Source organism: Thermobifida fusca YX (assembly GCF_000012405.1).
GTDB lineage: Bacteria > Actinomycetota > Actinomycetes > Streptosporangiales > Streptosporangiaceae > Thermobifida > Thermobifida fusca.
Genome location: NC_007333.1, coordinates 946,468 through 970,275, shown reverse-complemented (window position 1 = coordinate 970,275; position 23,808 = coordinate 946,468). Strand labels below are relative to the sequence as shown.

Below are 23,808 nucleotides of genomic sequence, written 5' to 3'. Positions count from 1 at the left end.
CCCAGCAGCCCCAGAACATCCCCCTTAAGCAAAGAACAGGTGTTCTTTACCCATGTTTAACCCAGAAAAAACTTCAATATTTCCGCATGAGCGAAAAATTTGCGCCTCGTAGCACGGAGACTGCGTTGACCTGCCAGGACGGGCAGAGTAGCGTCAATTCCACATAACAAAAGCAAGTTTCGCCATGCGGAAGGTTTGGTGCCATGGGTACTCCCCACGGAGTCGAGATCACCGGTCCGATGAAGGACAGGTACGACGAGATCCTGACCACGGAAGCGCTCGAATTCCTCGCTGACCTGCACCGCCGGTTCGAGCCGCGCCGTCAGGAGCTCCTTGCCGCACGCAAGCGCCGTCAGGAAGAGATCTCCGCGGGCGCCAACCTGGACTTCCTGCCGGAGACCAAGGCCATCCGCGAAGATCCGGACTGGCGCGTCGCCCCGCCTGCCCCGGGGCTGGTCGACCGCCGTGTCGAGATCACTGGCCCCACCGACCGCAAGATGACCATCAACGCGCTCAACTCGGGTGCGAAAGTGTGGCTGGCCGACTTTGAAGACGCCAACACCCCCCTATGGGAGAACATGATCGAAGGCCAGCTCAACCTGCGGGACGCCCTCGACCGCACCATCGACTTCACCAGCCCGGAAGGCAAGCGCTACGCGCTCAAGGACGACTCCGAGCTGGCCACCATCGTGGTCCGCCCGCGCGGCTGGCACCTGGACGAGAAGCACATCCTCGTCGACGGACAGCGCACCTCCGGCGGCATCGTCGACTTCGCGCTGTACTTCTTCCACTGCGCCCGCCGCCAGATCGCCAAGGGCAAAGGCCCCTACTTCTACCTGCCGAAGATGCAGAGCCACCTGGAAGCCCGGCTGTGGAACGACATCTTCATCCGGGCCCAGGAGGCGCTGGGCATCGAACGGGGCACCATCCGCGCCACCGTGCTCATCGAGACCATCCCCGCCGCCTTCGAAATGGAGGAGATCCTCTACGAGCTGCGGGAGCACTCCGCAGGGCTCAATGCCGGCCGGTGGGACTACCTGTTCAGCATCATCAAGACGCACCGCACGCGCGGCCGCCAGTTCCTCATGCCTGAGCGCAACGCGGTGACCATGACCGCGCCGTTCATGCGCGCCTACACCGAGCTGCTGGTCAAGACCTGCCACAAGCGCGGCGCGCATGCTATCGGCGGCATGTCCGCGTTCATCCCCAACCGGCGCGACCCCGAGATCAACAAGGTGGCGTTGGCCAAGGTCCGTGACGACAAGACCCGCGAAGCCAACGACGGCTTCGACGGCTCGTGGGTGGCCCACCCCGACCTGGTCCCCGTCGCTATGGAGGTCTTCGACGGTGTGCTGGGCGACCGCCCCAACCAGATCGACCGGCAGCGCGACGACGTGTCGGTGACCGCCGCTGACCTGCTGGACATCTCCAGCGCCGAAGGCGGCATCACCGAGGCGGGCCTGCGCAACAACATCAACGTCGCCATCCAGTACCTGGCCGCGTGGCTGGGCGGCAGCGGCGCGGTGGCCATCCACAACCTGATGGAGGACGCCGCGACCGCGGAGATCTCCCGCTCCCAGATCTGGCAGTGGCTCCACAACGACGTCACCTTGGACGACGGCGCCAAGGTCACCACCGAGCTCGTGGAGCGCCTCATCTCCGAGGAGCTGGCGACGATCCGCGAGACCACGTCCCTCGACGCCGACCTGCTGGACCGCGCCACTGCGCTGTTCAAGGAGGTCGCCCTGGCCGAGGACTACGCGGAGTTCCTCACGCTTCCGGCCTACGAGCGGATGCCGTAACACTCGGCCGCATCGCCTCGGCGCCCCCACCCGGCTCGGCCGCGGTGCAGGGGCGCCTGCTCATTCCTGCACCACGTAGCCGATGTCGGCGTAGTCCAGCGTGCCCAGCCCGGGAGCCCCCACATTGGCCAGGGTGTCGCGGACCGCGTAGATCTGCGGCCGCTGGTAGAGGGGCAGGGTGTGGCCGAGCTCCCACAGCAGCCGGTCGGCTTTGTTGAGCTGTTCGATTGCGGTGCCGCGGTCGAGGGCCTCGAGCGCGCCGTACAGGGCCTGGTCCACCTCGGGGGAGCCGATCCGGCCGACATTGGTCCGCCACTGCGGCTTCCCGTCGGCGTCGTCGACCGCGTCGAGCCACTGGTGCAGCGAGTCGAAGACCGGGAACCCCCTGCCGCTGTTGACGAAAGCGACCAGGTCGTAGTTGCCGGGCTGGACGTATTTGCTGAACAACTGGTTGCCCGGCACACTCGTGATCTTGATGTCCACCCCGATCTCGGCGAGCATCGACTGCACCAGTTCGGCTTCCTCCCACGCCGGCGCATACCCCTGCGGGACGATGAACCGCAGCGTCAGCGGCTTGCCGTCACGAGTGCGCACCTCGCCGGGCTGGGCCGCGGTCCAGCCTGCTTCCTCCAGCAGTTGCGCGGCCCGGTCGGGGTCGTACTTCCCCCACTCGCCGCTGTTGTCGGCATAGCCGGGCTGTTCGGGCATGAGGAACCGGTTGTTGAGCACCCGCGGCTCCCATCCCAGGGTGCCCAGCGCCGCTGTGGCGAGCACTTCGCGGTTGATCCCCAGGAAGATCGCGTGGCGGACGTCCACGTCCTTGAGGATCGGGGTCTGCCCGTTGAGGGTGATGTGCCGGTAGTCGGCGCCCAGTGCAGCCCGGATCTCCGTGCCCGGTGCGGAGCGGATCCGCTCATAGGACCCGGAGTCGAGGGAGAGCGCGTACAGGTCGATGCTGCCGTCGAGGAAGGCCGCGTCCAGCGCGTCGGGGGCCAGCGTGCGGAAGATGATCGCCTCGAGCCGGGCCGGGTCACCCCACCAGTCCGCGTTGCGCTCCAGGGTGATGGTCTGGGCGACGAGGTCGAGCTCCGCCACGTCGAACGGTCCCGCGGTGACCGGGATCTGCTCGAGGTATCCGGTGTTGAAGGATTCCGGGTCCGCGGTGTACTCCTCGGGGAGCAGGGGCGAGAACAGCGCCGGATACTCGGAGAACGGCTGTTCGAAGACGATGACGACCTGGTACTTGTTCTTCCCCTTGCGTACTTCAGCGATCCGGTCGTAGCCGACAGTGCCGAGCGCCTGATACTCCGGGTTGCTTCCCGACAAGGCTTCGGCCATGGCCGCGTAGTCGCGCCAGGTGATGGGGTCCCCGGTGGACCAGGCAGCCTCCGGGTTGAGGGTGAGGGTGACGACCTGTTCGGGTTCGGTGGTGACCGACACGTCGATCACATAGTCGGGGTTGGGGTGGGCTTCACCCCGTTCATCGACCCGGAACGGGATGGGCAGCAGCGCTTCGAGGACCGTGTGCACGGCGGCGAGGTTTCCGGCCTGATGGTGGGGGTTCCACTGGGTGGGGAACTCGTTGATCCCCCAGGTCAAGGTGCCGCCGTCGGCTACGAGCGCGCGGTCTACGGCGTTGATTGCGGCTGTTGCGGGTTCCGGGGCTGCCTGCCTGTGGTCCACTTCCGCCTGGCAGCCTGCCAGCGCGGCGGTCAGGGTGAGCACGAATGCTCCCACCGAAATCGCACGCCGTTTCCCTGTTCGCACTTGTCCCCCAAATGCCCTGGGCCGTTCCGCTGCGGAGTCCGGGGCAGACTCCGGTGCTCCGCCGGGCCGACGCGCCATGATCGCCTTGACAAAAGGCACCAATGGAACAATTGGGGAAAATAGTACTCCGCTTGGGAACGGGGAACCCGGTATTTCCCAGGCGTTATCCCGCCTGGCTCCGCGGATCCACCACCGCACGCACCAGATCAGAGACCACTCCTGCCGCGGTCACGCACACCGCCCCGAAACAGCAGACCGCCGCAACCGCGTTCACATCCCCCTGCCCTACCGCTTCGAACAGGTACTCGCCGACCCCGTGCCATCCGAACACTTGCTCGGTGAAAACCGTACTGGTCAGTAGCACAGCCAGGGAATAGCTGAAATACGCGGCCGCCGGAATCAGCGTGACCCGCAGCGCGTGCCGCACCACCGCCTGCGACCGGGTCATCCCCTTAGCCCGCGCCGTGCGCAGATACTCGGCGCCCACCTGATCGGCGATCAGCGAACGCTGGTACCGGCTGTACAAGGCGATCTGCGGGAGCGCCACCGCCAGTGTCGGCAGTACCAGGTGGCGCAGCCGGTCGAGCGCCTGCTCCCCCACCCCGCCGGAGAACCCGGGCGTAGCCTCCCCGGTGACCCGCACCAGATCCATCCCCGCCACCTGGTTGGCCCACACCCCCACGTGCTGGAGCGCCACGGCGAGCACCACTACCGGCACGGAGATCACCAGCAGCGACAGCGCAGTCACGGCCCGGTCTGCGCTCCCCCGCACCCGGCTGCCCGTCCACGTGCCCAGCGCCACCCCGCCGATACAGCCGAGCACGGCCCCGGCCGCCAGCAGCCGCACACTCACCCCGATCCGCCGGGACAGCTCCTCGTTGACCGAAGCCCCGTCCCACGTGCGTCCGAAGTCGCCGACCGCTATCCCCGAAATCCACACCGCATACCGCTGGAACAGGGGCGTGCGGTCGTTGAGATTAGCGGCGTCCAAAGCGGCATCCACCGCGGCAGGAGGCGGGGGCGGCCGCTGCGCCTCGAAGTTCTCCCGGGGATGCAGCGTGGCGGCCGCCAGAAGGTAGACACAGCTCACCGCGGTGAACAGCAGCACCGCCCGCCGCACCACCCGCCGCAGCAGCGGGACCACGACCCGGCGGCCCACCGCGCTACCGCTCACCGGAGCGCAGACAGCCGGACGTCCCCCTCGGCGACGATCACCGCGGGGCCGCTCAGCCGAGCTGCTCCAGACTCGAGCACCACCGTGCACTCCCCGCCCGGCACCCGCACCGTCCACCGGGCATCCTCGCCCGGGGGAGTCGCGGCGGCCGCGGCAGCCACAATCCCCGTACCGCAGGACCGGGTCTCAGCGGCCCCGCGCTCGTAGACGCGCATCTCCAATACGCCCGAGGCGACTTCGCGGAACACTTCCACGTTGGCGCCCTGCGGGAACTCCTCAGCCCGCAGCAGCGGAGGAGCGCTCAAGTCGACTTCGGCGACAGGCCGCGCCACCCGGCACGCCAAATGCGGGTTCCCCACCGAGATCCGCGTCCCGTGCACCGGGCCGTCGGCCAACCGGGCACTCCCCGGCCCCAGGATCCGCACCGGCCCCATGTCGACGGTGATGTTCCCGTCGGGCTCCAGCACCACGTGGCGTGCCCCGGCCCGCGTGCCCACTTCGAAGGCTGCGGCGCCGACCAGGCCGGCCTCCTGAAGATAGCGGGCGAACACCCGCACCCCGTTGCCGCACATCTCCGCCACACTGCCGTCAGCGTTGCGGTAGTCCATGAACCACTCGCAGCGCTGCGCGGTCGCCGCCTCCCCCGTCAACGGCTCGTCCAATGCTTTGGTCCGGACCACTCGCAGCACCCCGTCCGCTCCCAGACCGGCGCGCCGGTCGCACAGTGCGGCAACCGTCGCTGCATCGAGGTCGAGCTCCCCGTCCGGGTCGGGAAGAATGACGAAATCGTTCTCTGTGCCGTGGCCCTTGGCGAAACGCATGGGTTCATCCTAGATTCCTGGCTCACGCCGCGTCCGCGTTTCCCGCTGCGAACCCGCCCGCCACACGCCGTCCACTGCCACACTTAAGGCATGAGCACAGTGATCGCGGTCGTCGGACCGACCGCAGTGGGCAAGTCTGACCTCAGCGTCGCCCTGGCGCTGCGCCTGACCGAGCACGGCCTCCCCGCCGAAATCATCAACGCCGACTCCATGCAGCTCTACCAGGGCATGGACATCGGCACGGCCAAGCTCACCCCGGAGGAACGGCGCGGCGTCCCCCACCACTTGCTCGACGTCTGGGAGGTGACCCAGACCGCGAACGTGGCCGACTACCAGCGCATGGCCCGCGCGGTCATCGACGACCTCCACGCCGCAGGCCGGGTGCCCGTCCTCGTGGGCGGCTCTGGACTGTACGTGCGGGCCGCCTTGGACGAACTCGACTTCCCCGGCACCGACCCGAAGGTCCGGGCCCGTTTGGAGGCTGAACTCGCCGAACAGGGGCCGCTCGCCCTGCATGCCCGGCTGGCGCGCCTCGACCCTGAGGCGGCCCGGGCGATCCTGCCCACCAACGGACGGCGTATCGTGCGCGCCCTGGAAGTCATCGAGATCACCGGGGGACCGTTCACCGCGACCTTGCCCGACCACGTCTCCCGCTACCCGTGCGTGCAGATCGGGTTGACTGCGCCCCGCCCGGAACTGGACGAGCGGATCGCACTCCGCGTGGACCGCATGTGGGAGGCGGGCCTGGTGGACGAGGTGCGTGCCCTGGAGAAGGCGGGGCTGCGCGACGGGTTCACCGCCTCCCGGGCCCTGGGCTACGCCCAGATTCTCCGCTTCCTGGCCGGGGAGTGCACGGAAGAGGAGGCCAAGGAGGAGACCGTACGGGCTACCCGGCGGTTCGCCCGCCGCCAGGAATCGTGGTTCCGCCGTGATCCGCGGGTGCACTGGCTGCCCTACGACGCCCCCGACCTGGTGGATCGGGCGTTCGCGCTGGTCTGCGAGCACTCTGACCTCTGCTTCCGGTCAGCCACGCGCGACGAGCAGTCCTGAGACGAGCTTCCCGGCACCCGCGTTTTCTCCACGCTCGCAAGTGTGGCCGGGCCTCGGCGGGCGGCGGCTAGGCGATCCCGTACCAGGCCCGCGGGGCACGCCTGGCGTGGATTCCCGCGACCCGCCGCTTGCACTCCGCGACTTGAGCTGCGGCGCCTGCTTCCCGCATCGGCGGAGAACCGCTGCCCCGGACGCTACAGCAGGACGCCTTCTTTTCTGAAATACAGAGAATTATCCTTCACATTATTTCGACAAAATTCAACTTTCATCCATTTGCCACTTTAGGGACAAATCCACACATTGCCAACCTTTCAGTCAATTAAAAATATGAGCACAGTTTCAGTCTTCACACTCTCCCCTACAGGAACTATCCCATCACACGAAATGTGTCATCCATCACACTCTATTCCTTCTTTATTGCGCATCCACGGCTCTGAGCTGCACACTTTTACCGACACCGCGGACACACACAGGGAAACCCCAGCTCAGGAACCATCCACAAGGGGGATGAGATTCGAAAAATCACCAAGAGAAAACCATTGAAATCCCCAAACCTGGGCTGTTAGTCTCGCCTACTGTGTGGCCGCACAATCCAAAGAAATCTTTCCAAAACCCCTTCAAGGAGGACGGATTATCGGATAGGGAAACCACACTAAAACTCCCTCAATGATCACCTCTGGTTTCACATTCGGACCGCAGAAACCGTTTCCGTTGTGATCGAACGATCGGCGGCCGGCGGAATCGAGGGATTCCGAGTGTCCGCGGCCACTCGGACGGCAGCCGCACAACCTCCACCACGGTTTCACCCCTGGGGACACGTGCACCATCGGCATCTCCCCGAAATGCCGCATCCCTAGTACAGAGCATCAGGGAAATAGCCGCCGAACGGACCTCATGGTCCATGGACTTTCCATTCACTACCGCGCAATTTCCGGTCACGAGGAGTTTCCATGAACGCACTCAAGCGCACCTGCGCCACCCTCCTCATCTCCGCTGGTCTCACCGCAGGAGCCGTCGGCGTCGCTGCGGCGGCAGTGGAGTACGTCGGGGGCGGCATCTGGGACCACGGTCTCACCAGCAGCATCGTCTACTCGGACTACTACCACGGCTCCGTCTGCCACGGCTCCACCGCCGTCGGCACGAAGACGGTCCGCGCTTCCGCCCCTGCCGGCTACTGGTCTCTGGCGGACGCTCCGCGCGCCATCGCCAACAACCAGGCGTACTGGCGGACCACCTGCTGACCTCTCTTCTCTTCATCGTGCGGGCCCGCCGGAACACCCTGCATCGGCGGGCCCGCCGCAGCCATTGTTGACAGGACCACCAGGTGCCGAACCGAACACTCTCCTTCGCCTACACCGCGTGCGCTGCTCTTGCCGCGCTCATCGCTTTTCTCCTCGCGGTCACAGCCGAACGGACTTTTATCACCCTCGAAAGCTTCGAACTGGTATGGATCACCGAGAATGAGGGGATCCATGACATTGACGAAGTCGCGCGTACGGTGCAGCAGGTTGCCGACGACTACGATGCCGCGATCGGCTACACCGTCCCCGACGTGCACGAGCCCGGGACACGGGCCCACATGTACCTGGCGGTCTCTGACCCAGATTCCCGCTACGCCCGCTGGTTAGCCGACGGGTACCCTGCCTTCAGCCGCAATTACACCCTGGAAACCCATCCCATCACCGAATTCCGGGATGTCGGCCCCAACGGCTCTTACCACATCTTCGGCGCCCCGGAAGCCCGTCCTGCTCTCCTCGAGGCGCTCGCCGACCACGGCCTGCACGAATCCTCCGGGATGCAGGTTTCTCAGATCTGGCACTACTTCCTGGGGGGCCACCTCTTCAATCTCCTCGCTGTTTCCCTGCTCGCCACCGTCACCGCGGTCGGTGCCGGGGTCCTGCTGTCCGCGCGTGACTACGCCGTCATGCGCCTGCAAGGGCACTCCTATACCCGCATCCTCCTCAGCGACCTCGGCAAAGTCGTCCGGCTTTGGGCTATTGCCCTCCCCTCGGTGGCTGGCGTCACCCTGGCGTTCCTCGGCTTCTACAACGGGTGGAACCAGCTCGGCCACTACACGCTCTTCGCACTGACATTCCTGGCGGTCCTCGCGCTTTCCTGCCTCATCGCCCACGCCGCGGTCCTCGGCCTCGTCCACACCACCGAGATCCTGCCCGCACTCAAAGGCCGGCTGCCGGTGCGCAGCACCACTGTCGCTATCTACCTGGTGCGTATCCCCGTCCTAGCGATGGCCTTCGTGATCCTTAGCGCGGTGGTGCTCCACGCCCAGGAGGCCCGGGACCAGCAGGTAGGCCTGCAGTTGTACGAACAGCAGGGCGATACCTCACTGATCTCGTTGAGCTCCGACTACGGCTGGGCAACAGAGGAAGACGAACAGGCCGTCGACAGCCTCCTCGGTCCATGGCTGCAGCAGATGGATGCCGAAGGCTCCATGGTGCTGACAATCCACATCCCTCTCTCCCAACTCCTCTTCGACCCGTCCACCGGCACTGATCAGCCCGCTGAGGACGCTTCCGTCCTGCTCGTCAACGACACCTATCTCGCTGAGCAGGAACTCCTCTCCCCCAGCGGGGAACGCTACGGTCCGAATGAAACCATTCGCGTGATCGTTCCGGAATCCTCCGGCATCTCCACCGACCGGCTCGTCGCGGGATTGGAGCGGTGGCTCGCACCCCATCAGACGCCCGAGGCGGAGGGGACGGTCGAAGTGCTTCCTGCTGCCAATGGCCAGACCCTGTTCACCTACGGCGTCCAGAACTCTGCGGCCCCCTCCTACCTCCCCTTGGTGTATGAGCCGATCGTCGTTGTGCTCCCCAACGGGAAAGTCCTGTCGGAAAGGGCCTATGTCACCTACATGACCAGAGGGTCGACGATCTTCCCTGACCCGGACGTCGTCACCGCGTTCCGCGAGACCAATCCAGAAGCTGCGCGGTATATCTCCATGGTCGAAACCCTTACCGCGAATGCCGCACAGGACCACGCAACTACCTTGATCGCTCTCCGCAGTCAGCTCTTCAACCTTGCCGGTGTGAGCGCTGTGCTCCTACTGACCGCGGTGGCCGCCTGCGTGGTCTATGCGCGAGCCCGGGCCCAAACCATCTTCGCCCGCCACATCAGCGGCTGGACCTTCCTCGCCACCCACCGGCGCCTCCTCGCCGCCGAACTCGCCATCGCCGCAGGGTTCGTCGGCTGGATCACCTGGGACACCCTTGACACCTTGCAGATGCAATTGGCTGCCCAAAACGATCCTCTTCTCGGAACCCTGGGAAGAACAGAGGTCAGCGGCATCGAACCGTTCTACGCTCTCGGGATCGCCGCCGCCTCCCTGGCCATCACCGTCGCAGCGCTGGCCCTTTTCCACCGCCGAATCGTCCGCGAAGGCGCCTCACAGGCCTAACCACCCAGAAAGCCCATGATCACCGTCAAAAACCTCACCAAGTCCTTCGGCACACGCACCCTCTGGCGCAACCTCAACCTCACCGTCCCCGCAGGACGGATGCTCGCCCTCGTCGGCGCCAGCGGGTCAGGAAAAACCACGCTGCTCAACTGCATCGGCCTCCTCGAACGGCCGAGCAGCGGCCACATCCTGTTCGACAACACCGACCTGACCCGGCTCGGCCCCGGCGGACGACGCCGATTCCGCCGCGACAAACTCGGCTACCTCTTCCAGGACTACGCGCTCATCGACAACGCCACCGTCAAAGCCAACCTTGATGTTGCTCGCAGACGCGGCACCCGCCCCGACTACGCGCGCATCCTCGAACGCGTCGGCCTCGCAGGACGCGAAAACGAGAAAGTGCACTACCTATCCGGTGGAGAACAGCAGCGCGTCGCTCTCGCCCGACTCATGGTCAAACAGCCCACCCTGGTGCTAGCCGACGAACCCACCGGGGCCCTAGACAGCGCCAACAGCGCAATGGTGGTGAACGTGCTCCGTGAGATGAGCGAACAAGGCTGCGCGGTCGTCATCGCCACCCACAACGACGGTGTGCGCGACGCCTGCGACCTCGTCTTCGACGTCCACGAACAGCGGGAACTGTGACCGAAGCAGACGGGGACGGTCCGGCGTCACCGGGCCCGTCCCCGCAACACAACGAATCCGCGTCAAGAATCGCAGCAGCCGCCCACCACGCTCGGCTGCGGCTCCGGCGCCCCCACCTTCGGCATGCCCAGCAGCACCCCGGTAGGCCGCCGCTCTGGGGCGTTGCGCGCCTCCCACGCGTCGCCGGCGCGGGTGCGCCGCAGGTTCCGAATCCCCGAATCCGCCACCAGGTGGTGGGGCGCCGCGTACGTCACCTCCACCGTGACCATGTCGCCGGGGCGTACCGTCACACCCTCGTCCACCGCGAAATGCACGAGGCGGTTGTCACGGGCCCGGCCCGACATGCGACGGTGCACATCGTCCTTGCGGCCCTCGCCCTCGGCGACCAGAACCTCCACTTCGCGGCCCACGAACTTGGCGTTCTCCTCCTCGGAGATACGCTCCTGCAGCTCCAAGAGCCGCTGGTAGCGCTCTTTCACCACTTCTCGGGGCACCTGGTTGTCCATCGACGCCGCCGGAGTGCCCGGGCGCTTGGAGTACTGGAAGGTGAAGGCGTGCGCGAACCGCACCTCCTCCATCACCCGCAAGGTCTCGGCGAAGTCCTCCTCGGTCTCCCCGGGGAACCCGACGATCACGTCGGTGGTGATCGCCGCGTCCGGGATCGCTTCCCGCACCTTCTCCACGATCCGCAGGAACCGCTCGGCCCGGTAGGAGCGGCGCATCGCCCGCAGAATCCGGTCAGAACCCGACTGCAGCGGCATGTGCAACTGCGGCATCACATTGGGGGTCTCCGCCATCGCTGCAATCACGTCGTCGGTGAAATCACGCGGGTGGGGGGAGGTGAACCGCACCCGCTCCAATCCTTCGATCTCACCGCAGGCCCGCAGCAGTTTGGAGAACGCCTGCCGGTCGCCGAACTCCGAACCGTAGGCGTTGACGTTCTGCCCCAGCAGGGTGACCTCGATCGCCCCTTCGGCCACGACCGCGCGGATCTCCGCCAAAATGTCGCCGGGGCGGCGGTCCTTCTCCTTGCCGCGCAGCGCCGGAACGATACAGAACGTGCACGTGTTGTTGCAGCCCACCGAGATCGCCACCCACGCCGCGTACACCGACTCGCGCCGGGTGGGCAGCGTGGAGGGGAACCGCTCCAACGACTCGACGATCTCCACTTGGGCTTCCCGCTGCACGCGGGCGCGTTCCAGCAATGCGGGCAGCGAGCCGATGTTGTGCGTCCCGAAGACCACGTCGACCCAGGGGGCGCGGCGAATGATCTCCCCGCGGTCCTTCTGCGCCAGGCACCCGCCCACCGCGATCTGCATGTCCGGGTTGGCATCCTTGACCGGCCGCAACTGGCCTAGGTTGCCGTAGAGGCGGTTATCCGCGTTCTCACGCACCGCACAGGTGTTGAAAACAACGACATCCGGCGTGGTGCCTTCGGCTGCCCGCTGGTACCCCGCGGCCTCCAGCAGTCCGGAGAGCCGTTCGGAGTCGTGGACGTTCATCTGGCAGCCGTAGGTCCGCACTTGGTAGGTACGACTCTGGCTCACCCATCCAGGCTAAACGTTTCTCTTACCCTTCTGAACCGCGGTTCTCCCCTCAACGGCCAGAATCGGCCATCTTCGGTGGTCGACCCCCCGCTCAACGAGACAGAGCGACTAGTTTTTCCGGTTCAAACTTAACAATTCTACAAATCTAGGAATAACAAGTCTGCCACTTTGCCTGATTCACGGCACTACCCCTGGTGACAAACGCCCCGGCACAAGCTAGTTTCCGATCCCATGACCGCCACTCCACTCGTCGTCCTGGAGAACGTCAACAAGCACTTCGGGGAGCTTCACGTCCTCCGCGACATCAACCTCTCCGTCAACGCCGGCGAGGTGGTCGTCATCATCGGCCCCTCGGGATCGGGAAAATCCACCCTGTGCCGCACGATCAACCGGCTGGAGACCATCGACAGCGGCCGCATCCTGGTCAACGGCCAGCCCTTGCCCGCGGAAGGGCGTGCCCTGGCCCGGCTGCGGAGCGACGTCGGCATGGTGTTCCAGTCGTTCAACCTGTTCTCCCACATGACCGTGCTGGAGAACATCACGCTCGGGCCCACCAAAGTCCTCAAAATCCCGCGGGCCCAAGCCACCCTGCGCGGCCTGGAACTCCTGGAACGCGTCCGCATCGCCGACCAGGCCCACAAGTACCCGGCCCAGCTTTCCGGCGGTCAGCAGCAGCGGGTTGCCATCGCCCGTGCCCTGGCGATGAACCCCAAAGTCCTCCTCTTCGACGAGCCCACCTCTGCCCTCGACCCCGAGATGGTGCAGGAAGTCCTCGACGTCATGACCGACCTGGCGCGCGAGGGAATGACCATGATCGTGGTCACCCACGAGATGGGCTTCGCGCGGCGCGCCGCCGACAGGGTCGTGTTCATGGCTGACGGCCAGATCGTCGAGGAGAACACCCCGAACGAGTTCTTCACCAACCCCCGCACCGACCGCGCCCGCGACTTCCTCTCCAAGATCCTCACCCACTAACCCACCATCCCAGATTCTCCGCACCACGAGAGAGGACAAGGTTGACTACTATGCGCATCCGCCGTACCAGCGCCGCCCTGGCCGGGGCGTCCGCACTCGCCCTGACTCTCGCCTCCTGCGGTACCGCCGAAGTCGGCGGCGGAGGCAACGGAGGGGACAGCGGCAACGGTGACACCATCACCATCGGGGTCAAATACGACCAGCCCGGCCTCGGCCTCCTCGAAGGCAACAAGCCGGTCGGCTTCGACGTGGACGTCGCCACCTACATCGCCGGCGAACTCGGCTACTCGCCTGACCAGATCGAGTGGACGGAAGCCGCCTCCGCCAACCGGGAGACGTTCCTCCAGCAGGGCACCGTCGACATGATCGTCGCCACCTACTCCATCACCGACGAACGCAAGAACGTCGTCGACTTCGCCGGCCCCTACTACATCGCCCAGCAGGACATCATCGTCTCCGCCGACAACACGGACATCCAAGGTCCGGAAGACCTCGAAGGCAAGGTGCTCTGCTCTGCTTCCGGGTCGCGTTCCGCCAACAACATCGTCGACAGCGAAGAAAACGGCGGCCTGGGCATCGGCGCGGAGCTCCGGGAAGCCGGCAACTACTCCGAATGCATGGAGCTGCTCGCCAACGGCACGGTGGACGCTGTCACCACCGACAACACCATCCTCGCCGGGTTCGCCGCACAGAACCCCGACGCCTACCGGATGGTGAACAACCCCTTCGGGGAAGAGAAGTACGGCGTCGGCCTGCCGAAGGGCTCCACGGAGATGTGCGAGAAGGTCAACGAGGCCATCACCAAGATGTGGGAGGAGGGCAAGGCCCTCGAATTCCTCGAAGCGGCCTTCGGTGAGACCGGATTTGAGTACGCCACGGAGCAGCCGCCGCTCGAAGGCTGCGCGTAGCCCCGCTACCCGTCCAAGGCCGGCGGGGCGCCCCGCCCCGTCGGCCACTCCTATCGACTGGGACTGATGGAAGCCTTCTTCACCAACATCGACAAGGTCATCGACGGTTTCTCCTGGACCGTCCGGCTCGCCTTGTTCAGCGCCCTGTTCTCCTTCATCCTGGGCGTCATCCTCACCGCGATGCGGGTCTCCCCCATCGGCCTGCTACGCGGCGTGTCCACCGTCTACGTGGAGACGGTCCGCAACTCCCCCCTCACCCTGGTACTGCTCTTCTGCGGCCTGGGCCTCAACAGCGCCCTCGGGTTGAGCCTTGCGGACAGCGTGGCCTGGGACGTGTTCTGGTGGGCGGTGATCGGCCTGTCCGCCTACACGGCGTGCTTCGTCTCCGAAACCCTGCGCTCCGGGATCAACACCATCCCCGTCGGCCAGGCCGAAGCGGCCCGCTCCCTAGGACTCACCTTCACCCAGATCCTGCGCCTCATCATCATCCCGCAGGCACTGCGCACCGTCATCGGCCCGCTCGGCAGCGTCCTCATCGCCCTGATCAAGAACACCACGGTCGCGTCGGTCGCCGGGCTCGGCGTCCAAGAAGCATCCCGGCAGATGAAGCTCATGTTCGACCAGGGGATCGCTCCCGTCCTGCCGACCTTCGTCGGCTTCGCGATCGGTTTCCTCGTCCTGACCCTGCCGGTGGGGTACTTCTTTAGCTGGCTGAGCAAGCGAATGGCGGTGGTCCGGTGAGCGCACAGCAGGTTCTCTTCGACATTCCCGGGCCCAAAGCCCGGATCCGCCACGCCGTCTACACTGTGCTCACCCTCGTGGGCTTCTTCGTCGTCCTGGCCATCATCTACCTGGGGTTCAACCGGTCGCTCGGCGAGGGCGCGCCGCCCCTGTTCAGCGCTGAGGCGTGGGCGGTCAACCCCAACGGCCAGTGGGCGGCAGTCCGCTGGCAGCCGTTCATCGACCCGGCCACGTGGACCGACTACGTCATCCCGGGTCTGCTCAACACGCTGACCGCAGCGCTGTGGGCTGCCGTGCTCGCCCTCGTGTTCGGCCTGGTGTTCGGGATCGCCCGGCTCTCCGACCACGCGTGGATCCGCATCCCGGCGGGAGCAGTCGTCGAGTTCTTCCGCGGCATCCCGCTGCTCATGCTGATCTTCTTCGCGATGGCGCTGCCGCTGGCCGTCAACCAGGTGCGCCCGCTCCTCGGCCTGCCCCCGCTGCAGCCCGGCACTTTCCAAGTCTCCGCGCTCGCCGCCGTTGTCATCGGGCTCACCCTCTACAACGGCTCGGTGCTGGCTGAAGTGTTCCGTGCCGGGATCAACGCCGTGCCCAAAGGCCAGTCCGAAGCCGCCTACTCGCTGGGTATGAACAAGGTCCAGGTCATGTGGTGGATCCTCATCCCCCAGGCGGTCCGGTCCATGATGCCCGCGATCGTCGCCCAGCTCGTGATCCTGCTCAAGGACACCGCGCTCGGCTACATCATCGCCTTCCCCGAGCTGCTCCGCAGCTTCTCCCTGATCGGCACCCGCTACGGCAACGTCATTCCCGCGGCCCTCATCTGCGCGGTCATCTACATCGCCATCAACATCTCCCTGAGCCGTCTGGCGATCTGGCTGGAGAAGCGCAACGCCCGCAGCAGCAAGGGCGGCACCAAAGGCACGGCCCTTCCCACCACGGCCGCCTCCGGCACGTTCGGGGCACCCGGATCAACCACGTAACCCACCTGGCATGACTCCCCTGGGGGAGCCTCACCTTCCGGCACAGGCGGTGAGGCTCCCCCATTCCGTCTCACCAGCGGCTAATGTCTCTCTTGATCCTCACCACCCCACTCAATGCCAGGGAAAGCGCATTATGAACGAACGCGTGATCCTGCCCTACGGGAGCTGGTCCTCACCCATCACCGCGGCCGACATCGCCAAAGGTGCTCTCCGTCTCGGTTTCCCCTCTGTCGTCGCCGATGAGATGTGGTGGGAGGAATCCCGACCCGAGGAAGGCGGCCGCACCACCGTCATGCACCGCGCTGCTGACGGCACCGTTACCGAACTCCTGCCCGCCCCGTGGAATGCGCGGACCCGGGTCCACGAGTATGGAGGCCGCTCCTACCTGCCTGTGCCCCGCCGCGACGACAAGGCGATCACCCGCTGGGGCATCGTCTTCGCCAACTTCTCCGACCAGCGCCTCTACCTGTTGGAGAAAGGCTCCCGCGAGCCCCGCCCGCTCACCCCGGAACCGGAGAGCCCGGGTGCGCTCCGCTACGCCGACTTCGTGCTCTCCCCCGACCGCAAGCACCTCATCTGTGTGCGGGAAAGCCACGACGGCACCACCGTCACCCGCGCCATCGTCTCCGTGCCCCTGTCGGGGCGGGCCGCCACCAACCCGTCGGCGGTCCGCGTCCTGGTGACCGGGGCCGACTTCTTCGCCTCCCCGGTGCCGTCACCGGACGGGACCAAACTCGCCTGGATCTCCTGGAGCCACCCACGCATGCCGTGGCAGGGCACCCAGTTGCGGGTCGCCGACATTCCGGAGACCGGGCCGATCACTACTTCGCATCCGCTGCGCGGCGGGTTGAAAGAGTCCGTGCTGCACCCGCAGTGGCGGGACAACGAGACCCTCTGCTTCGTGTCCGACTGGTCCGGCTGGTGGAACCTGTACGAGACGCGGCTCTACGGGCAGGCGATGGCGCTCTTCCCGGACGAAGCCGAGTTCACGCCGCCGCCATGGCAGTTGGGGATCACCCCCTACTGCGTGCTCGACGACGGGCAGCTCATCACGCTCTACGGCCACGCGGACCTGGGGGTCGGCCGCTACGATCCCCACACCGCCGACCTCACCCCGCTCGCTTCGTCGTTCACAAGCTGGCACACCCTGGCCAGTGACGGGAAAACCGTGGTCGGTATCGCCGCCTCCCCCACCGAGCCGACCAGTCTCGTGCGGCTCAACCCGGAGAACGGGGCGACGACCGTGCTCCGCCGCTCGCTCACCGAAACCCCCACCATCGGGTACCTGCCCAAACCCCGTACCACGTCCCTGTCCGGCCGCTACGGCACCACCGTGCACGCCAACGTCTACCCGCCCACCAACCCCGAAATGGAAGGGGAAGGGCCCGCCCCCTACGTCGTCTGGGTGCACGGCGGCCCCACCGGAGCTGCCACCACCGGGCTCGACCTGCACAAGGCCTACTTCACCAGCCGCGGGATCGGCATCATCGACGTCAACTACGGCGGATCCACCGGGTACGGCCGCGCCTACCGGGAACGCCTCGACGGCCAGTGGGGGGTCGTCGACGTGGAAGACGTGGTCGCCGCAGCCCAGAGCCTCGTCGACCAGGGCCTCGCCGACCCCGACCGGCTGGCGATCCGCGGGGGAAGCGCAGGAGGGTTCACCACTCTGCTCGCACTCACCCAAGACGTGTTCGCCTGCGGCGTCTCCTACTACGGCGTCACCGACCTGCTTCGGCTCGTGCAGGAAACCCACGACTTCGAATCCCGCTACCTCGACACCCTCATCGGTGTCCTCTCCGGTTACAGCGCCACCTACCAGGAGCGCTCCCCGATCAACCGGGTCGCGGAGATCAACGTTCCCGTGCTGCTCCTGCAAGGCGCGGACGACCCTGTCGTCCCACCGGAGCAGGCCCGGGAATTCGCCGCTGTCCTCAAGGAACGCGGTGTCCCCCACGTCCTCGTGGAGTTCGAGAACGAAAGCCACGGTTTCCGCAAGCCCGACACTGTCGCCACCGCGTTGGAGAAGGAGCTTGCCTTCTACTGCAAAGTGTTCTTCGGGTTCACACCGCCGGGGGTGCCCCCGATCGACCTCGACCTGTCCGCCCCCACCGAATAGCCTCTCGGGCCCCGGCCGGTCGACGGCCGGGGCCGCCCTCGTTCAGCGGGCGGTTTCCACCGCGCGGGACTCCCGAATCACCGTCACCCGGACCTGTCCCGGATAGGTGAGCTCCTCCTCCACCCGTTTCGCGATGTCCCGGGCGATCACCTGGGCCTGCACGTCGTCCACCGCCTCCGGTTGAACCATCACCCGGATCTCCCGCCCCGCCTGCATCACGAACACCTTCTCCACCCCGTCACTGACGGCGTAGGCGATCTCCTCCATCCGCTGCAGCCGTTTCACATACGACTCCATGGAGGCGCGCCGCGCCCCCGGCCGTCCCCCGCTGATTGCGTCCGCGGCCTGGGTCAGCACCGCTTCGACCGTGCGCGCTTCCACCTCGTTGTGGTGGGCTTCGATCGCGTGCGCCACTTCCTCGCACTCCCCGTAGCGGCGGGCGAGCTGCGCGCCGATCACCGCGTGGCTGCCCTCCACTTCGTGGGTGAGCGCCTTGCCGATGTCGTGGAGGAGCGCGCACCGTTTCGCGAGAGGCACGTCCGCGCCCAGTTCAGCGGCCATCATCCCCGCCAAGTGGGCGCTTTCCACAAGGTGGGCGAGCACGTTCTGCCCATACGAGGTGCGGTACCGCAACTGTCCGAGCAGCGCCACCAACTCCGGGTGCATGTCGGAGATCCCCACTTCAAGGAGGGCGTCTTCTCCGGCGCGCACGCACTGCTGCTCCACTTCGCGCCGGCTGGCTTCGTAGGCTTCTTCGATCCGGTGGGGGTTGATCCGGCCGTCGGCCACGAGTTTCTCCAAGGTGAGCCGCGCTGTTTCCCGCCGCAGCGGGTGAAAGCACGACAGCAGCACCACCCCCGGGGTGTCGTCGACGATGAGATCGACCCCCGTCACTGTTTCGAACGCCCGGATATTCCGCCCTTCCCTGCCGATGATTCGCCCCTTCATCGCCTCCTCGGGCAGGGGCACGGCGCGGACCACCGATTCACTGGTCTGCTCGCCCGCCAGCCGCTGGATCGCCAGGGAGATGATTCTGCGGGCCCGGGCCTCCCCGTTCGTGCGGGCGTCCCGCTCGATCGCGCGGACGAGGACAGCGGCTTCCCGTTTCGCCTGGTCCACGATGTCTGCAACGAGCGCGGCTTTCGCCTCCTCCGCGGTGAGCGCCGCAGCCTGCTCTAAAACAGCCCGCCGTTCTTCTGCTAGGCGGGCCAGTTCGGCTGCGCGCTGGTCGAGCTGGGCGGTCCGCTCGTCAAGCTGGCGGCGCGCCGCATCCAACCGGCGCAGCTCCCTCTCGATGCGCTGCTCCTGGGCGGCGATCCGCTGCTCCCGCCGGTCGAGTTCTGCCCGGTATGCGGCGGCTTCCGCGAGCAGGCGGTCCTGGTGGCTGCGGGCGGCGTTCTCCGCGTCGGCCCGGATGCGGTCGGCCCACTGCTGCGCCTGCGCGGCGACGGCTCGGCTGCGCGAGCGGAGCGCAAGCACATGACCCGCGGTCAGCAGCGTCAACGCTCCGAGAAGTGCGATGACCACAAGGTCGGCCACTCCGTCCATGGAGCTCCCCCCACCGCACTCCGCCCTGGTCCGACCACTGTGCGTGGCTGGCTGGACGGTTCTGCCGCGCGCTCGTGCGCGTCCTCTGTCGGGATAGGGGTTACCCCGCGGACTCTCGGGTTAATGCTTGCTCAAACGAGATTAAAGAGAACAGTGACCCTGGGGACATCACACCGATACGCGTCGCAGCGGGCTCATCCCTCCTCAGGGGACGGGAAGTCCACTTCGACGCCTTCCGCTTCCAGCTCTTCGCGGACGAGCCGATAGGCCAGACCAGCGGAGTATCCGCGGCGCGCCAGCATGCCCATGAGCCGCCGCACCCGCACCTCAGTGGGTTTCCCCCGGGTCGCGGCGAGTCTGCGGCGCACCAACTGGCGTGCCGTGGCCTCCTCCTGTGCCGGGCTGAGCCCATCGACCGCCGCGCGCACCGTGTCCTCGTCCACGCCGCGCTGCCGGAGCTCCGCGGCGAGCGCCCGACGCGCCAGCCCGCGTCCCGCGTGCCGGGAGTCCACCCACGCTTCAGCGAAAACCGCGTCGTCGACGATCCCGACTTCCCCGAACCGGTCCAGCACCGCTTCGATGACCTCGTCGGGGATCTCCCGCCGCCGCAGCGCGTCGGTGAGCTGCGCCCGGGTGCGCGGGGCACGGGTGAGCAGCCGCAAGCAGATGGCACGGGCCCGGGCGTAGAGGTCCTCCGGGGCGGCGGAGCCGCCCGGAGGACCGTCCCTGCCGTCTGCGGCGCGGTCAGGCATCCGTGCTCGGCGCCGCCGACTTCGACGCGGAGGTCGACGCCGTGGTCTTGCGGGTGGTGCGCTTGGTCGTGGACGCGGCCTTCGCCTCGTCCTTGGCAGCCTCCTCGGCGGGGGCGCTGTCGTCGCCCGTGGGGATGCCCAGCTTCTGCTTGATGCGCTTTTCGATCTCGTCGGCCATGTCCGGGTTGGCCCGCAGGAAGTTCCGGGCGTTCTCCTTGCCTTGGCCGAGCTGGGTGCCTTCGTAGGTGTACCAGGCTCCCGACTTGCGCACGATCCCGTGCTCCACGCCGAGGTCGAGCAGGCCGCCTTCCCGAGAGATGCCGACCCCGTAGAGGATGTCGAACTCGGCCTGCTTGAACGGCGGAGCCAGCTTGTTCTTGACGACCTTGACCCGGGTCCGGTTTCCGACGGCTTCCGTGCCGTCCTTCAAGGTCTCGATCCGGCGCACGTCCATGCGGACGGAGGCGTAGAACTTCAACGCCCGGCCACCCGACGTAGTCTCCGGGCTGTTGTGCACCATGACCCCGTCCACAAAGTAGTTGTGGTTCCCCTCGACTTCGATGTCGAACTTGCGCGTGCTTCCGGGCTTGACCTGGATGTCCAGCACCGGGGCGGCCACGAGACGCTGCACCGGGTCGCTGTACTCCGGGGTGACGGAGCAGCGTCCGCGGAACTGGGCGAGCAGCATGCTGCTCATGGACTCGGGCACGTAGGGGGCGACCAATTCCAGGAATCGCACCGTGGCCGCAGGCGTGAACTCGAGGAGGCTCCGCGCGTCCGCGCCCTGCTGGACCACCGCAGCGTCCAGTTCGTGGGTGTCGCGCAGGTACTCCACCAGCCGCTGCCGGGAGCCGGGGCTGAGCGTCTCAACGTCGATCTGGACCCGGGCGTCGTCGTCCGTCCCGGACTGCGGGATGGTGAGAGTGCCGGCGTCCAGGTACCACACGGCCAGCGCCAGCGGGGTGAGCTGCTTGAGGAACTCCCAGGTGAGGTGGGTGTGCCCGTCGCCGAAGTCGACGACCCGGTGCAGTTCGCTCAGTTCCGGCATCGGGGTGAACTCGACGCCCACCGTGGCCGACGCCTCGGCGGTCCGGGAGTGGGCGATGTTCCCCAGCAGGGAGACCTTCCAGTCGAGGTAGGCCGCCTGCTCGGCGGTGTGCGCCATGCAGAAGTGCACGCCAGGGCCGCCGTGCCGGTCCGGCACGAGGGTGCCGCGACCCATCAGGGAGCCGTAGACAACCTGGCGCTGCTGCTCGTTCAGGTAGTGCGGTTCGTGCACGAGGACCCGGTCCCCGGCGATCAGCTCACCGGCTTCCCGCCAGCCTCCCGGGGTGCGGATCAGGTGGTTGGGGGTGGCCGTGAACTGCGCCCCGCCGGGCTTGCCGGATCGGCCGACCGTGAACTGCAGGAAGTGGTCGGCGGCCCCGTTGTCGAACCAGTTGACGACCCGCCGGGGGACGATCCGGTCCGTCTCCGGGTCGTAGGAGAGGACTTCGACGTCCAGTTTGCGGTCGACGATAGTGCCGATCTTCTCCTGTGTACCGTCGGCCAGTGTGACCAGGGTGTCGTAGTGCATGCAGCCGAACATCACGCCGACCTTCTCGCGGAGCTGGTTGATGAAGATCGCGGTGGTCTTCGTCTGGTTGAGGGCTCCGGCGATCTTGCGCAGGGCCTGGGACATGAGGCGGGCCTGCAGGCCGACGTGGCTGTCGCCCATCTCGCCTTCGATCTCGGCGCGCGGCACGAGGGCGGCCACCGAGTCGATGACGATGATGGAGATCGCGCCGGAGCGGACGAGCATGTCGACGATCTCCAGCGCCTGTTCTCCCGTGTCCGGCTGGGACAGCAGCAAGTCGTCGATGTTGACGCCGATCTTCTCCGCATACGAGGGGTCGAGCGCGTGTTCGGCGTCGATGAAGGCGGCGATCCCGCCGGCCCGCTGCGCGTTGGCGACGGCGTGCAGGGCGACCGTGGTGTTGTGCGACAGGATGCCGTTGGCGAGGAAGCTGTGGGTGCGCGGCACCATGAGGTCGAAGGTGGGCTGCTGCCCCGCGTCCTCGACGGCGGTGATCGGCTCGTAGGTGTAGCGGGCGTCCGTCAGTTGTGTGAGGTAGCCGAGGATCGCGTTGGCAGTCGCCGGGGCCTCGTCTGTGCGGCGCTTCGCCCAGTCGATGACGCGGCGCACCTGGTCCCGGTCGTAGGCTCCGCCGCTGGCCGCGGGGAACGGGTCGTCGGTGCTCTCCGCGCGGTCGCCGATGCTGTCCCGCAGCGCGTGGATCAGCCCGGTGAGGTTCGGGATGGCTTCCACCTGCGGGGTGGGCTCGTGCAGCCCAGTCTGGGGGCTCTGCTGGGCGGTGCGGAAACCGACCTCGGTGTGGAAGCGGGGTGCTGCGGCAGGGCTGATGGTGACGGCCCACGGGTGCTGCCCATTCCCGTGGCTGCGGTCGAGATCGGCGGGGATTCCCAAACCGTAGAGCAGGTACTGGACTTCACGGGCCAGTGGCGCGGAGGCAGTGCGCAGTCCGACAGCCGCCGAGGTGTCGGTCCAGCCAGCGGCCGTGTAGAGGGCGGCGAGGAATGCACGCTGCATCTTGTCGCCCGCGGTCCGCACGCACTGCGGGATCCGGGCGGCAGCGGCGTAGTCGACGCCGTACCGTTCGGCGAGGGTGTGCCGGGCCGCCGGGTCGGACAGCACGTAGGCAACCTGGCCGTCGCCGGGGACAGCGGTGACCGTGGTGTCGAGCAGCCATTCGGCGAGAGCAGCGAACTCCGCACCGGTCTCGATGTCGGTGGTGGTGAAGCAGACGTGCCCCGCAGGGTCGAGGGAGCCCGCCGCAGTCAGGTAGCCGAGGAGGACGGCCTCATCCTCGCTGAGGCCCCCACCACTGGCGGCCTGCACCGCGCCGAACGCCGCAGAGACGAGCACGTCTCCTTCGCGGAGCTGTCCCGCTTCGCGCCAGACGATGAACCCGTCGTCGTTCATGACGCGCAGCGGGTGGTTGCGGGTGACCGTGACCTGGCGTCCCGAAGCAACCGTGATCCGCACCACCGGCTGGCGGCCGTTGTGGGTGAGCGCGGCGACCTGTTCGAGCTCGCCTTTCTCGTTGACGACCCGGATGTCCCGGTCCCGGACGTCGGTGACACGGCTGGTGCTGGAGAGCGGCAGCCCGGCTCGGCCGAAGACCTCGGCCACCGTCTCCAGACCGCGGTCGGTCCAGACGTAGGTGTCTGCGGTAAGGCACTTCCCTGACGACTCCGGACCGTAGATCTCGACGATCCGGCCGCGTGGGATGCCCCCGATTCCCAACGCCACGTCCAGGGAGATAGACCCGGTGGGGATCGACTCGATGGGCGGGCGGTTGTCGTCGCCGAGGCGCATGATGGTGCCCTTGCCGAACTGGCGCTCGATCTGCGCGAGTGCGGTTTCAAGAGCCTTGTCTCGATCAGAAGCTGCCACGGGAAACCCCTGTTGGGTCGATGCCTTCTTCTTCATGATGGGGGTGACGCTACGCCGCGCCAGTGACATCCCGCGACGTGTGCTCCCCCGCTGTGGACAACCTCCGG

General features: G+C 66.9%; 17 protein-coding genes. 10 read left to right on the top strand and 7 right to left on the bottom strand.

Annotated elements, in window-relative coordinates; genetic code table 11:
* Positions 1-203: 203 nt before the first annotated feature.
* Positions 204-1,802, top strand: coding sequence for a malate synthase A (gene aceB / locus TFU_RS04075; protein ID WP_011291266.1), 1,599 nt, complete (start codon positions 204-206; stop codon positions 1,800-1,802).
* Between the two features lie 60 nt (positions 1,803-1,862).
* Here the strand turns inward: aceB and TFU_RS04070 are convergent, their stop codons facing one another.
* From TFU_RS04070 to dapF, 3 genes are all read right to left on the bottom strand, one after another.
* On the bottom strand, positions 1,863-3,527 hold the full coding sequence (locus tag TFU_RS04070; RefSeq protein ID WP_255266134.1) for an ABC transporter family substrate-binding protein: 1,665 nt from the start codon (positions 3,525-3,527) through the stop codon (positions 1,863-1,865).
* 205 nt (positions 3,528-3,732) lie between these two features.
* Positions 3,733-4,743, bottom strand: coding sequence for an ABC transporter permease (locus TFU_RS04065; protein WP_011291264.1), 1,011 nt, complete (start codon positions 4,741-4,743; stop codon positions 3,733-3,735).
* Entirely contained in the window at positions 4,740-5,564 is an 825-nt protein-coding gene (gene dapF / locus TFU_RS04060) for a diaminopimelate epimerase (protein WP_011291263.1), read from the bottom strand. Before dapF ends, TFU_RS04065 begins: the two co-directional genes overlap by 4 nt.
* Positions 5,565-5,654: 90 nt before the next feature.
* Here dapF and miaA point away from each other — a divergent pair, with 90 nt between their 5' ends.
* From miaA to TFU_RS04040, 4 genes are all read left to right on the top strand, one after another.
* Entirely contained in the window at positions 5,655-6,614 is a 960-nt protein-coding gene (gene miaA, locus TFU_RS04055; protein ID WP_011291262.1) for a tRNA (adenosine(37)-N6)-dimethylallyltransferase MiaA, read from the top strand.
* Positions 6,615-7,564: 950 nt separating this feature from the next.
* Entirely contained in the window at positions 7,565-7,855 is a 291-nt protein-coding gene (locus tag TFU_RS04050; RefSeq protein WP_011291261.1) for a lactococcin 972 family bacteriocin, read from the top strand.
* An 83-nt stretch (positions 7,856-7,938) separates the two neighbouring features.
* Positions 7,939-10,029 (top strand): bacteriocin-associated integral membrane family protein, encoded by a 2,091-nt coding sequence (locus TFU_RS04045; protein WP_011291260.1) that lies wholly within the window; start codon positions 7,939-7,941, stop codon positions 10,027-10,029.
* Between the two features lie 15 nt (positions 10,030-10,044).
* Entirely contained in the window at positions 10,045-10,674 is a 630-nt protein-coding gene (locus TFU_RS04040) for an ATP-binding cassette domain-containing protein (RefSeq protein ID WP_011291259.1), read from the top strand.
* 62 nt (positions 10,675-10,736) lie between these two features.
* On the opposite strand, the gene miaB is transcribed toward TFU_RS04040, so the two are convergent.
* The gene (gene miaB, locus TFU_RS04035) at positions 10,737-12,197 is read right to left on the bottom strand and encodes a tRNA (N6-isopentenyl adenosine(37)-C2)-methylthiotransferase MiaB (RefSeq protein WP_016188355.1); all 1,461 of its coding nucleotides are present in this window, start codon (positions 12,195-12,197) and stop codon (positions 10,737-10,739) included.
* Positions 12,198-12,452: 255 nt separating this feature from the next.
* Here miaB and TFU_RS04030 point away from each other — a divergent pair, with 255 nt between their 5' ends.
* From TFU_RS04030 to TFU_RS04010, 5 genes are all read left to right on the top strand, one after another.
* Positions 12,453-13,196: an amino acid ABC transporter ATP-binding protein gene (locus tag TFU_RS04030; RefSeq protein ID WP_011291257.1), complete on the top strand. Its 744-nt coding sequence runs from the start codon at positions 12,453-12,455 to the stop codon at positions 13,194-13,196.
* Between the two features lie 50 nt (positions 13,197-13,246).
* Positions 13,247-14,104 carry a glutamate ABC transporter substrate-binding protein gene (locus TFU_RS04025; protein ID WP_011291256.1) on the top strand — a complete coding sequence of 286 codons (858 nt, stop codon included), beginning with the start codon at positions 13,247-13,249 and terminating at the stop codon, positions 14,102-14,104.
* A gap of 66 nt (positions 14,105-14,170) precedes the next feature.
* Complete coding sequence (locus TFU_RS04020; RefSeq protein ID WP_011291255.1) at positions 14,171-14,845, top strand: amino acid ABC transporter permease; 675 nt, start codon at positions 14,171-14,173, stop codon at positions 14,843-14,845.
* On the top strand, positions 14,842-15,825 hold the full coding sequence (locus TFU_RS04015) for an amino acid ABC transporter permease (protein ID WP_011291254.1): 984 nt from the start codon (positions 14,842-14,844) through the stop codon (positions 15,823-15,825). Before TFU_RS04020 ends, TFU_RS04015 begins: the two co-directional genes overlap by 4 nt.
* Before the next feature lie 133 nt (positions 15,826-15,958).
* Complete coding sequence (locus TFU_RS04010) at positions 15,959-17,944, top strand: S9 family peptidase (RefSeq protein ID WP_011291253.1); 1,986 nt, start codon at positions 15,959-15,961, stop codon at positions 17,942-17,944.
* Between the two features lie 42 nt (positions 17,945-17,986).
* Here TFU_RS04010 and rny read toward each other — a convergent pair whose 3' ends face one another.
* The 3 genes from rny to recA all read right to left on the bottom strand — a co-directional run bounded on the left by rny (position 17,987) and on the right by recA (position 23,770).
* Positions 17,987-19,492 (bottom strand): ribonuclease Y, encoded by a 1,506-nt coding sequence (rny, locus tag TFU_RS04005; protein WP_011291252.1) that lies wholly within the window; start codon positions 19,490-19,492, stop codon positions 17,987-17,989.
* A 194-nt stretch (positions 19,493-19,686) separates the two neighbouring features.
* Positions 19,687-20,244: a recombination regulator RecX gene (gene recX / locus TFU_RS04000; protein WP_011291251.1), complete on the bottom strand. Its 558-nt coding sequence runs from the start codon at positions 20,242-20,244 to the stop codon at positions 19,687-19,689.
* Positions 20,237-23,770 carry an intein-containing recombinase RecA gene (recA, locus tag TFU_RS03995; protein WP_011291250.1) on the bottom strand — a complete coding sequence of 1,178 codons (3,534 nt, stop codon included), beginning with the start codon at positions 23,768-23,770 and terminating at the stop codon, positions 20,237-20,239. Before recA ends, recX begins: the two co-directional genes overlap by 8 nt.
* Positions 23,771-23,808: the final 38 nt, after the last annotated feature.

Coding starts and splice junctions, on each gene's coding strand:
- TFU_RS04025 (WP_011291256.1), top strand. CDS start 13,247: ATGCGCATCCGCCGTACCAGCGCCGCCCTGGCCGGGGCGTCCGCACTC.
- TFU_RS04020 (WP_011291255.1), top strand. CDS start 14,171: ATGGAAGCCTTCTTCACCAACATCGACAAGGTCATCGACGGTTTCTCC.
- TFU_RS04030 (WP_011291257.1), top strand. CDS start 12,453: ATGACCGCCACTCCACTCGTCGTCCTGGAGAACGTCAACAAGCACTTC.
- TFU_RS04040 (WP_011291259.1), top strand. CDS start 10,045: ATGATCACCGTCAAAAACCTCACCAAGTCCTTCGGCACACGCACCCTC.
- recX (WP_011291251.1), bottom strand. CDS start 20,244: ATGCCTGACCGCGCCGCAGACGGCAGGGACGGTCCTCCGGGCGGCTCC.
- TFU_RS04050 (WP_011291261.1), top strand. CDS start 7,565: ATGAACGCACTCAAGCGCACCTGCGCCACCCTCCTCATCTCCGCTGGT.
- TFU_RS04010 (WP_011291253.1), top strand. CDS start 15,959: ATGAACGAACGCGTGATCCTGCCCTACGGGAGCTGGTCCTCACCCATC.
- aceB (WP_011291266.1), top strand. CDS start 204: ATGGGTACTCCCCACGGAGTCGAGATCACCGGTCCGATGAAGGACAGG.
- miaA (WP_011291262.1), top strand. CDS start 5,655: ATGAGCACAGTGATCGCGGTCGTCGGACCGACCGCAGTGGGCAAGTCT.
- rny (WP_011291252.1), bottom strand. CDS start 19,492: ATGGACGGAGTGGCCGACCTTGTGGTCATCGCACTTCTCGGAGCGTTG.
- recA (WP_011291250.1), bottom strand. CDS start 23,770: ATGTCACTGGCGCGGCGTAGCGTCACCCCCATCATGAAGAAGAAGGCA.
- dapF (WP_011291263.1), bottom strand. CDS start 5,564: ATGCGTTTCGCCAAGGGCCACGGCACAGAGAACGATTTCGTCATTCTT.